Origin of the sequence: Aequorivita sediminis (assembly GCF_032080575.2) — a bacterium.
Classification (GTDB): domain Bacteria; phylum Bacteroidota; class Bacteroidia; order Flavobacteriales; family Flavobacteriaceae; genus Aequorivita; species Aequorivita sediminis.
This window is the reverse complement of sequence record NZ_JAVLSO020000009.1, coordinates 88,852-100,336: the sequence shown is the minus strand read 5'-3', so window position 1 is coordinate 100,336 and position 11,485 is coordinate 88,852. Positions and strand designations below refer to the sequence as shown.

Annotated in this window: 8 protein-coding genes; all 8 read left to right on the top strand. The window is 33.7% G+C overall.

All coding sequences use genetic code 11. From position 1 onward, the window contains the following. Positions 1–447: 447 nt before the first annotated feature. From RT250_RS12285 to RT250_RS12250, 8 genes are read left to right on the top strand one after another with little or no spacing between them, the layout of a single operon-like run. Entirely contained in the window at positions 448–2,463 is a 2,016-nt protein-coding gene (locus RT250_RS12285; protein WP_313115091.1) for a hypothetical protein, read from the top strand. A gap of 2 nt (positions 2,464–2,465) precedes the next feature. Then, positions 2,466–3,401: a hypothetical protein gene (locus RT250_RS12280; protein ID WP_313115090.1), complete on the top strand. Its 936-nt coding sequence runs from the start codon at positions 2,466–2,468 to the stop codon at positions 3,399–3,401. Positions 3,402–3,414: 13 nt separating this feature from the next. Further along, on the top strand, positions 3,415–5,958 hold the full coding sequence (locus RT250_RS12275; protein WP_313115089.1) for an Hsp70 family protein: 2,544 nt from the start codon (positions 3,415–3,417) through the stop codon (positions 5,956–5,958). Positions 5,959–5,970: 12 nt separating this feature from the next. After that, the gene (locus RT250_RS12270) at positions 5,971–6,657 is read left to right on the top strand and encodes a hypothetical protein (RefSeq protein ID WP_313115088.1); all 687 of its coding nucleotides are present in this window, start codon (positions 5,971–5,973) and stop codon (positions 6,655–6,657) included. Then, entirely contained in the window at positions 6,658–8,700 is a 2,043-nt protein-coding gene (locus tag RT250_RS12265; RefSeq protein WP_313115087.1) for an Hsp70 family protein, read from the top strand. After that, entirely contained in the window at positions 8,684–10,459 is a 1,776-nt protein-coding gene (locus RT250_RS12260; RefSeq protein WP_313115086.1) for an AAA family ATPase, read from the top strand. Before RT250_RS12265 ends, RT250_RS12260 begins: the two co-directional genes overlap by 17 nt. Before the next feature lie 2 nt (positions 10,460–10,461). Beyond that, positions 10,462–11,001 (top strand): hypothetical protein, encoded by a 540-nt coding sequence (locus RT250_RS12255; protein WP_313115085.1) that lies wholly within the window; start codon positions 10,462–10,464, stop codon positions 10,999–11,001. After that, on the top strand, positions 10,991–11,299 hold the full coding sequence (locus tag RT250_RS12250; protein WP_313115084.1) for a DUF6804 family protein: 309 nt from the start codon (positions 10,991–10,993) through the stop codon (positions 11,297–11,299). The genes RT250_RS12255 and RT250_RS12250 overlap by 11 nt, the downstream gene beginning before the upstream one ends. The last annotated feature ends 186 nt before the right edge of the window (positions 11,300–11,485 follow it).

The window sequence follows — 11,485 nt, the reverse complement described above, 5'->3', positions numbered from 1 at the left end:
CGACTTGTCATCATAATGTCCTTAATTTCTTTTCTTATTATAATTATTTGTTTGTAACGTTTTTGGGGATTCTTGGTGTTAAATTCATATTATTTAGGTGTAATTGTTAATAAATATTTAATAAGATAAAGGTGTCCATAATGATATTTATTTTATGTTTGAAATCAAAATTGTTAAAATTTTATGATAATGATATGTGGAATATAAATGGATTCACTATGATTTACATTGATAGTTTCGATAAATAAATGTTATAGTTGTTATAACAAAAGCGAATTGTAAGAGCATCACATTTGGTTTTTGCCGAAACACAAAGCCAACGCTGAAAAAACCAAAAGAGCTGTTTTTTGCCAACGCTCGACCGAAAAATGAACAGAATGAGGAAAACCGTAAAAAAAGACATAGAATGAATGTTATTTTTAGGAACTTAAAGCCAACCGAAGAAATATGGAGTTAATACAAAATAACCCTTATCGAATTGCAGGTATATTGACAAATGCAACTTTAAGGGAGCTTGAACGGAATAAGAGTAAATTCCACAAATACATTGAAGTTGGTAAAGAACCAAAATCAGATTATGATTTTGAACTACTTGGTTCTGTTAAAAGAACAAAGGAAAGTTTAAAAGCTGCTTTTTCGAATTTAGAGCAAAGCCAAGACAAAGTAAATTATGCCTTGTTTTGGTTTTTAAATGCCAGTCCATTTGACAACACCGCAATTGAATATCTGAAAAATGGTGATGAAGAAAAAGCAATTGAAATTTGGGAGAAAGTAACAAAAGACAAGGATGTTAATTCCAAAAATTTCTCTGCGTTCAACAATTTAGGTACCTACAAACTTTTAAGCAGAGATAAATCTGATATTAAAACAGGGATTGAAGCTAAAATTAAGCTTATTGAATCAGAATACTTTGAAAGTTTTGTCCATTCTGTTGCAGATGAAACTTATACAATTGACAATCAAAAACAATCTGAAAAATTGATTGATGAATTGCTGACGCAATTCAAAAACCAGTATTCAAGTTCAGAAACATTGCAATTGTTTAGCGGATGCAACGGAACTACTCAAAAGTACCTTTCAAAAAAGTTTACAGAAGAACCATTACATAAAATCGAAAGCCAAATTGAGAGTTGTAAAAAGAAACGAAAAGCAGACAAAGGCAGAGCTTATGAATTTGGTTTAAAATTATTCACAAACACAAAGGACGATTTATCACTTCTCAAATCATTACTTGGCACAAGCGACTTAAAGTACAAGGCAATTGCCGACCAATTGGCAAATGAAATAATGCAATGTGGAATTGATTATTTTAATGAAAGTCAAGAAAATGACTCAAGTGAAGATTTCTTAAAACAAGCCCAGGAATTAAATAAGACAGCGTTGTCAATTGCGGTTGGAAAGTTAACAAGAGATAGGGCAAAAGATAGTCTTGCCACTCTTGAAGAGATGAAAGACCGAGAGGTCGCACAAGCAATTGCCTTATTACAATCAGTGAAGGATGCTTATGAAACTAATGAGCAACAAATCAGACAACAAGTTAAAGAGCTGAAAGAGAGTGACCCATTGATAAGACTTGGTCACAGAACTATTAACCAGTCCGCTGTTGAAGATAATATCAAGAATTCTATTGATTGGGGTAAAGTGAATGAATTACTAAAAGAAATTTTACCCGATGATAGTTTAGAACGAATTAAAGCAAGTACTAAAAACGAACTCAAATCTGAATTTACTGAACTAGCTATTTGGCTTAAAGAGTATTCTCAAAGTAATTCTGTGATTAGCAGAATCATTGATAAATATAAAAGAATACCACCGAAACTATCCTTCAAAATTGTATCGTCTGAAATAACTAACACCGATAGCAAACCACTTTACACTAAGTATATACGATACATTGGTTTGAACCTATATTTGGATGTAACAAGCGATATGTCTGTAACCTTTTATCTTAAATATATAAACCCAAATGGCAGTCTTAAAAGGAATTCCAAATCTTCTCCAAAAGGATATTCCCAGTCCGTAACAAAAACTATAACTAAGCAAACTAGCAAAGTGATTTTACCAGGATGGGGAAATTCAGAAGAATGTACTTATGATATCGGAGAACATCGAATAGAAGTTTATGTAGATGAATATTTGATTCACACCAAGAAGTACACAGTTGATTTAGCACCATCTGAAAGGTTAGAGAAAGAAATAGCTAGTGCAGAAAAGAAACTAAGGGAGATAAATCAAACTGAATACTACGAATCCGAAATCAGGTCTGCCAAAAATGAAATGAGCGAAATTCAAAAATTTAAATTGTTCAGAGGAAGCTCGGAAAAGCAAAATCAAATTCAAACACAACAGAATAAAATTGACAAGCTTACTCAGCAATCAAAAGACGAGAAGAAAAAAGATATCCGAATTCAGGAAGAAAAAATCTACAAACTAAAAATGGAGCTTTCAGCAGCTAAATATTAACTATGAAGAAAATTTTAATTATAGCGCTCTCTTTTGGAGCAACTAATCTTTTTGCTCAACAGCAACAAGATTCAACTCTAGTTAAGGAAATACCGACCATAAAAAACAACGTATTTCAGCAACGACAAGAGATTGATGCTTTAACTAAAAAGTTGAACAGCCAAAATTATACAATTGGAAAGCAAAGCCAAGCTATTTCAACTTTGCAGGAACAGAATAGCAGCCTTAATACTTCAATTGATAGTTTAAGTCAACTCATACAAACCAACAGCCAAAATATTGTAACCAATTCCAAAGAGCTTGGAACTAAAATCCAAGAAACAGGACAAAAAGCGGACACTCAAATAGCCCAATTGGATAGTAGTGTAGAGAAAAACAGACTGTATTGGATTATTGCCACTTTGGCTACACTTTTATTAGGTGGTTTGGTTTATTGGCTATTAGGCAAACGCATTAAATCAAGCAAGACAGATGTCGAAACCCAAATCAGAAATACCAAAGCTTCACTTGAAGAAGAAAGTGTGAAATTGGATAACAAATTGGTAGAAGTTTTAACCAAGCAACTAGAAGTAATTAAATCAGATCAATCAACTAATAAGCTAACAAATGAGAGTGACCATTCATTAGTTTTAAAAGTAGCAGACAGATTAACGGCTATGGAGACCAACCATTACAGAATGGACCCAAAAACAAAAGGACTAAAACAATTGGTTCGTGCTGTAAAAAGCATTAAAGAAAATTACCTGTCAAGTGGTTATGAAATAGTAGAAATGATAGGGCAAGAATATAAAGAAGGTCTTAATGTTACCGCTAATTTTATTCCAAGTGAAGAAATTGAAACAGGGAAAAGAGTAATTACAAGAATAATAAAACCTCAAGTAAACTTTAACGGAAAAATGATTCAAGCTGCACAAATAGAAGTTAGTGTAGGTGAATAAAAAAATAATAAGTATGAAAAGAACAACAGTTGATTTTGGAATAGATTTAGGAACCACGAATTCGGCCATTTCAAAAATGGAAAACGGGAACCCTGAAAGTATTAGAACACAAACGCTAAAAGACACAATGCCTTCTTGTGTTTACATTAATAGGAGAAAAGCAATTCAAGTTGGTGATGCCGCATTTAATGCGTTAAAGAACGAGAAGTTAAATGCAATGAAAAATTGGGATAGTAGTAAAGATAATTCTTTCATTGAGTTTAAGCGGACTATGGGTTCTGATGCTGTTTATGAAAGTTCAAATGCTGAACGCTCCTTTTCTTCTATTGAATTATCTGCTGAAGTATTAAAAACATTAAAATCTTTTGAAAAAGATGAGAATATTAATTCTGTTATAATTACTGTACCAGCAGCCTTTAAAAATAACCAAATTGATGCAACAAGAGAGGCAGGGAAAGAAGCGGGTTTTGACCAAGTAGGTATCATCACCGAACCAGAAGCTGCTGCCTGGGTATATGGAATGAATTCAGAAAACAAAGATGGTTTTTGGTTGGTGTTTGATTTTGGTGGTGGAACTTTTGATGCTGCCCTCCTGAAAGTTACAGATGGCATTAGACAAGTAATTGACACCGAAGGAGACAACTATTTGGGCGGTAAAAACCTAGATGAAGCTATTGTAGATGAAATAATTCTTCCTTACTTAAAAGAAAACTTTGTTATTGATGAATTACTTGAAGATAATAACAAAAGGAATATTTTACGAGCTGCGATGAAATTCTATGCGGAAGAAATAAAAAAACAACTTTCTTTTAATGCCGAAGCAAGCATATTAACCAATTTAGGAGATATACCTGGAGAGGACGATGAGGGCGAAGAATTTGAGCTAGACTTTACTGTAACAGAAACTGAGCTAGAAAAGGCCATTGGCCCTGTATTTCAAAAGGCTATTGATATAAGTAATAAATTGCTAGAAAGAAATAATCTAAGTGGAGATAAATTATCGGCTTTAATATTAGTAGGTGGTCCAACCTATTCACCAATCTTAAGAAGAATGTTAGAGCAACAAATTTGCAAGCCAGATACTAGTGTTGATCCTATGACAGTTGTTGCAAAAGGAGCTTCAATTTATGCTTCTACTATTAAAAAAGATGAAACAACCACTATAATAGATACTTCAAAAATACAGCTTGATGTTACATACGAATCTACTTCTGTTGAGGAAGAAGAATTTGTAACTATGAAAATACTTGCAGATAAAACCGAAGGAGAAATTCCTGAAAAAGTATTTGCAGATATTTCAAGAGATGATGGTGGCTGGTCTAGTGGGAAAGTAGAAATAAATGTTATTGGAGAAATCTTCACTGTTCAGCTTGAAAAAGGAAAATCAAATAGTTTTACTACTACTTTATATGATGATAAAGGAAATAAGCTTGAATGTGAACCTGCTAAATTTAATATTATACAAGGAGGAAAAGGTGGTAGTGCTGTACTACCTCATAATATTGGCATTGAAATACAAGACATATCTTCAGGACGCTTGCAATTTAAGACAGTTACTGGTTTAGAGAAAAGTAAGCAGCTTCCAGCCTCTGGAAATCTTTCAAAATTAAAAACACCCCGACAAATAAGGCCTGGGATGGATGAAGATTATTTAGAAATCTCTATTTACCAAGGAGAGCACGGATGTGAGAGGTCAAGAGCTATACACAATCATCACGTAAATACTATTTTAATCACTGGAAGTGATCTGCCTTCATTACTACCAGAAAATAGTGAAGTAGATATCGAAATGAAAATTGATATTAATCAAAAAATCACCGGTTTAGCTACATTTCCGCATTTAGCATTTACCTATGAGTTTGAATGTGAAACAAAAGTAGATTCTGTAAATAATTCAAAAGCAGATTATTTGGAAGCTGAGATTTCAAAGGCAAAGAGGGACATCAACAGTTTAAAATCAAAAGGCATAGATTCTTCGGATTTAAAAAATTCTGAAAAAGAAATAGAGGAAATAGAAAATCACTTTAATAAAAATAAAGAAGCAGCAGACACACAGCAACAAACCATTGAAAACTTAAGAAAAACATTAAAAACAATTGATAAACTAATTGGTGATAGAGAATGGCCTGAGCTTGAAAAAGAGTTAAAAGATGCTTTTCATAGCTTGGAAGAGGTCAATAAGAAAAAAGGAAATGAACAAACAACAAAATTAGTAGAGAGCATTCGCCCTCACGTTGAACAGGTTATTATAGAGAAGGATACAAAACACGCACCAAAACTTATCGAAGAAATTAATCAAATTTCATTTGAACTTGAAAGGCTCGAGCATTTAATAGGTTTTATATTTTATATGGATAGCGAATTTGATTCCATTAATTGGAGAGATAGAAATGCGGCTAGGCATTCTATTGAGAGAGGAAAGTCCGTTATTTCTGAAAGTCCGAGCATTGATAGACTACAACCTATTATAAACAATCTAGTAGATAATGGCGACTTTGGGAAAGGTGGTTCTGATGGAGGACCAAATGTTCCTGTAGGAGGAACTCTTAGAGGATAAAAATTCAAATTTATGCAATTAAAAACAACGTTATTCCTGTCGCTTTTTTGTTTCGCTATTTTTCTTTCTTCCTGCGAAAGTGATGCAGAAAGAAAACAGCGTTTAGCAAAAGAAGAGCAGCAAAGAATTGAATTGGAAGAAAAGCGAAAAGCAGAAGAAGCTGAACGTGCATTTCAATTAGAGCAAGAACGCATTGAGCAAGAGAAGCGTGAGGAACAAGAGCGTATTGCCAGAGAAGAGCGTCTTGAAAAAGAAAGAAAAGAAAAAGCCATCTATGATAAGTATATCAACAATTCTTTGAGTACAGGGGCTACGCCATATTCTCGTTATTATGGTGGCAATTCAACTTGTAATGATTACGGTTGTTCACAAATAAAAGTAAGAACGAGTAACTCTGATGTGATTGTTACCATAAAAAAGAATGATAAAGTTGTTAGACACGGCTACATTAATTCAGGAAGCAGTTATACGTTCTCATTTCCAAATGGTACTTACCAAACATTTTTTTACTACGGTAAAGGTTGGAATCCTGATAAAGAAATGAAAGGCGGTAAAATGAAAGGTGGTTTTATTACCAACGAAAGTTTTGGAAAGGATGACCCTCAATCTTTGAGCAATAATATTTTAGAATATGAGCTGATTTTACAAGAAAATGGAAATTTCAGCACTCGACCTAGTAACCCAGATGAAGCGTTCTAGATGAAACTAACCCACGCCATACATATAGGATTTGATTCCACTTCGATTGCTAAAATGAAAGATGGAGAGCCTTGTATAATCAAGTCTGACACTATGCGAGATGAGATTCCTATGTGTGTTTACGTGAACAAAAAAGGGGCAATTCAAGTTGGTGATTCGGCATTGAATGCTCACAAGAGAGATGCATTAAAATCTCAAAAAGGTTGGAATTCTTCATCACAAAATTCATTTGTAGAGTTTACGAGAACATTAGGCACCGATAAAACTTATTACAGTTCAAATGCCAATAAAGCATTTACTTCTGAAGAACTTTTAGCAGAAGTCATCAAATCACTTTTATCCTATGAAAAGGAAGAGGAAATAAATGCATCAGTTATTACTGTTCCAGATGACTTTAAATATAATCAAAAAGAGGCGGTGAGAAATGCGGGTGAATTGGCAGGCTTGCAGCAAATTGAACTCATTCAAGAATCTATCGCTGCATCATTATCCAATGGTTTAGATATAAACAAAAAAGACGGGTTTTGCTTGGTGTTAAATTTTAAAAGTAAAACCTTTAGTGCTTCACTTCAAAAAGTCTCTAATGGTATTATAAAAGTTATCGATACTGAAGGAGATAACTATTTAGGTGCTGTTAATTTAGATTTCGCTATTGTAGATAACATCATCTTGCCCTATTTACAAGAGAACTATAGTATCAATTCTTATTTGGAGAATGATGAAAAACTTCAATCGCTAAGACGGTCACTCAAGCATTATGCAGAAGATGCAAGAGAAAAAATGAATCTCGAAGAAACTCATTGGATAGCTTCAGATTTAGGTGACATTCCAGGAGAGGATGATGAAGGCGAAGAATTTGAATTAGACATTACCGTAACTCAAAATGACATTGCCAGAGCGGTATCGCCCGTTTTCCAAAAAGCAATTGATGTTAGTTTAAGTCTATTGGAAAGAAACAATCTTAAAGGTTCTTCATTAGATTCTTTAATTCTTGTTGGTGGTTCAACGTTTTCACCCGTTTTGAGGCAACTATTGGAAGAACAAATCTGCAAACCTGACACAAGTGCCGACCCAATGACAGTAGTTTCAAAAGGTGCTGCCTTGTATGCATCAACTGTAGATGTTTCAGATGAAGTTAGCGAACAAACCAGAGACAAAACAATGATTCAGTTAGAAGTTGGTTATGAACCCCTAACTGTAGAGGAAGAAGAATTTATAACGGTAAAAATTTTAGATGACAAAACCATAGGAGAAATTCCTGAAAAAGTTTTTGCAGAAGTTACCAGAGCTGATAAAGCTTGGTCAAGTGGAAAAATTGAAATTAGTAATGTTGGAGAGGTAATAGAAGTTCCCATCGTGAATAAAATGAAAAATTTATTTCACATTACTTTGTTTGACGAAACAGGTAAATCCTTAGAGTGTGAACCGAATAATTTTACAATACAGAAAACGGGGGGTATTAGAAGTGCAACTCTTGCTTATAATATTGGAGTTGAAGTTGAAGACAAAAAAACAGGTAAACTCATATTCAGAACTATTAAGGGATTAGAAAAAAACCAAACTATTCCTGCAATGGGAACCATAAATGGATTTAAAACAGAAAAAGCTTTTCGTCCAGGTGTAAAGTCTGATTTCATTAAAATTCCAATTTATGAAGGTGGACACGGAGCAGAAGGTACAAGAACTGTTTTCAATGAACACATCACTGACATAATCATCAGTGGAGCTGACTTGCCTTGTCTTCTACCTGAGAACAGTGATGTAGGTTTAACGATAAACGTTGATAGGTCGGAAAAAATAACAGTTATGGCTTACTTTCCATCTATTGATTTTTCAAAACAAGTAAACATTCAAAGACAATCTTCTTCTGTTTCTCTTGATAAAGTAGAAGACTTGCTTTTTGAGTTAACAGAAAACGAAGTTCTATCAAGTAGTGAATTTCAAAACTATTTTGAAAGGCTGTCCGAACTAAAGAATAGAAATGATTTAGACACACTTGTATTGATACAAGAAGAATTAAAAAACTATGGCAGGAAAGCATAACCACATACTATCCAAAGATCAATCCATTAATGATAAATACAAGGTGACTTTCTTTCTCAAAAAAGGAAGCTATGCCGAAACTTATCGTGTAAAAGACCAAGAAGGAAATACCAAACTATTAAAACTGTTTACGTTCTCAAAATTGCATAGAACTCAATTTGATGAAAATGGTGATGTTTTAGAGATTGAGGTTTTAAAGAAAATCAAGCATCCCAATTTGGTTAAATACTGTGATAGTGGCGAACTTCTTTTAGGTGGTCAAAAATATGCTTACGCAATTCTTGATTTCATCAGTGGTGAAACCTTGGCGGACAAATTAAAAAGAGAACAAACCATTAATCTGTATGAAGCTAAAGACATTATTTCAGGTGTTTTGAACGGATTAAATTATTTACACGCTCTTGATAATCCAATTATCCACAACGACATTACGAACTTGAATGTGATGATAGATTTATCAGGTAAAGTTGCGATTCCTAGAATCATTGACTTTGGATATGCTCGTTTTTTAAGTCAATCGAACAAGGACTTTTTAAAGGAAGGTTTAAATCCATTTTATCAAGCGAATGAAGCCTTCAATAAAGTATTTTCAATTCAAAGTGATGTGTTTTCGGTTGGTGCATTATATTATCACTTGTTAGAAGGTTTGCCGCCTTGGTTCGTTGAAATTTCAAAGTACAAAGCAGAACCCATAAAGTTAGAAGATGCTGTTATTGAAGAACGAAAAAAGCCTTTAAATTTTTCGTCAGTTACAGACCAACAAACCCAAAACATAGTCAGTAAAGCTTTACAGCCAAATGCTGAAAATCGTTTTAAGAGCGTTAAAGACTTTATTAAATCAATAAACGGAGAAATGGAAGTGCAACAACTTTCATCACCGCAAGAAGTGTCTAAACCGAAACTAAAGGAAATTAAAAAAGGAAAAGGGTTTTCGGCAATCGCAGGAATGCAGGAACTGAAAGACACTATCCAATTGGATGTAATTGATGCATTAAACGAAAAAGAACGTTATGCAGAGTATGGCTTGACCATTCCAAATGGAATGTTGCTTTATGGCCCACCAGGTTGTGGTAAAACCTTCTTTGCCGAGCGAATGGCAGAAGAAATAGGGTTTAATTTTTATCAGTTAAAGCCATCTGATATTCAGAGTAAGTATGTAAACGAATCTCAGGAGAAAATCAAGAACCTTTTTGATGAAGCTCGTGAAAATGCACCAAGTATCATTTTCATTGATGAGTTAGATGCAGTTGTTCCCAATCGTGATAACTCGAATGTAAATCATATGAATACAAGTGCTGTAAATGAGTTTTTAGCACAAATGAATAACTGTGGAGATGATGGCATTTTTATAATTGGAGCAACTAACAGACCTAATTCAATTGACCCAGCCATTTTGAGAGCAGGAAGATTGGACAAAGTAATTTATTTGCCACCACCTGACCTTGAAGCTCGTGAGTTAATGTTTAAACTCTACTTGGAAAAAAGGCCAAGAGAAGTTGGTTTAAACTACTCTGAACTTGCAAAAGCAACAGAAAACTACGTTTCAAGTGATATAAAATTCCTTTGTGATGAAGCGTCAAGAAAAGCACTAAAAATGAAATCAAGAATTTCCAAGGAAATTTTACTTGATACCATAAACAATAATAAGCCTTCAATTAAGCTAGATGAGTTGCAAAGCTATATCGCAATAAGAGCAAAAATGGAAGGTTTATCAGAAAATAATAATGACCGACCAAGAATCGGTTTTAAAAACAATTAGATATGGAAACATTACATTTCAATAAACTATTGCTCAAGACTGCATTTTCTTGTATGGCTTGTGATGGCGATATTGACAAACGTGAGGTCAAACTTATTAAGCAATTACAAAAGGAACGTAAAACCTTTGGAGAAATTGACATCAATGCCGAATTAGACACTTTGTTACTTGCTATCAATAAAGACGGTCAACAATTTTTAAAAGATTATTTCAATGAGCTTACAACTACTGAATTAACAGAAGCAAATGAACTGAAACTTATTGAAGTTGCAATTGACACAATTAAAGCAGACGATAAAGTTGAATACAGCGAAATCAAGTTTTTTAAAGTTATTCGTTCAAAGCTGAAAATTGACAACGAGCCAATTCTTGATAAACATCCAGATTTTGAAGATTATTTGGAACAAGATATTATTACTGCTTCATACTTATCAAGGTTGCAAGACGACTTTTTTGACACTCATATTTCAAATGAATTTGAGTTGATAAGTGAAATTGATGATGATATTTTTGATAACGTTAAAGACAAAAATGAAGAATAGTGATGCTTTGATAAAGATTGCTCTAGCAATTCTGCTGTTTTTGTGCCTATTGGATATGCCGTACGGATATTATCAATTTGTCCGTTTTGTTGCCCTAATTGGTTTCGGAATATTAGCATACAAAGCAAATGAACAGAAACAGAAAACAGAAATGATTATTTACGGTGGACTTGCCCTACTCTTTCAACCATTTTTTAAAATAGCACTTGGGAGAGAAATGTGGAATATCGTAGACGTGATTGTCGGAATTGGACTTATAGGAAGTTTGATTATGAATAGAAAGAAAAGCCCGCGCTAAAAGCCATACACATTTGCAATTCGCCCCAGCCGACACACAAGCCAAAAATTGCAAAAGAGTATGTCTTTGCCAACGCTGACAGACAGAAAAAAAGAAAGTACGACCGCACAACAATGGTAACCGTTGCACAACCCCTATAATTCTATTGTAACAAAATTGATTTAAGCCGCATTGAGCAGCTTTATT